Annotated in this window: 1 protein-coding gene; it reads left to right on the top strand. The window is 38.7% G+C overall.

Annotated elements, in window-relative coordinates:
- Positions 1-183: 183 nt before the first annotated feature.
- Positions 184-486 (top strand): hypothetical protein (locus CQA58_RS08130; protein WP_147288635.1); only part of this gene is annotated, 303 nt, incomplete at its 3' end.

The following is a 486-nucleotide window of genomic DNA, read 5'->3' as shown; positions in this document are numbered from 1 at the left end:
CTTTTATTTACCCACTTTTTGTGTTTGTCATTGATTTAATTTTGCTAGAATTCAAGAATTTAAATTTTAGGATTCTTACAAAGGAGTTTATAATGAGAAAACATACCAAGAAAAATACGACTATGGGGGGGGGGGGTAGAGCAAAAATCTAGCTTCAAACCCCTTATCGCAAGTTCCCTTGCTTTGGCTCTTGGAGTAAGCGTAGCAGTAGCAAATCCTACAATCACTACAGGTGAAGGAGATACTGCAGATTCAAGTAACAACTTTGGTATCACTTGGCAAACAAGTGGCGATACTTATACACCACAAAATAGTAGCAATAGTGCTATCACCCAACTATTCCTTAGCTTTAATAGTGCAGATACAAATGAGGGGACAACAGAGGGTAGTAATGGCTATGCTATTAAGGCAAGCAGTGCTATCAGAAATCTCACACTCACAAGCGATAAGACAATCAATATGGGCGAATCTGGCTCACTTGAAATG

It is taken from the genome of Helicobacter brantae, from assembly GCF_003364205.1.
GTDB classification, from domain to species: domain Bacteria; phylum Campylobacterota; class Campylobacteria; order Campylobacterales; family Helicobacteraceae; genus Helicobacter_G; species Helicobacter_G brantae.
This window is presented reverse-complemented; position numbering and strand designations above follow the sequence as displayed.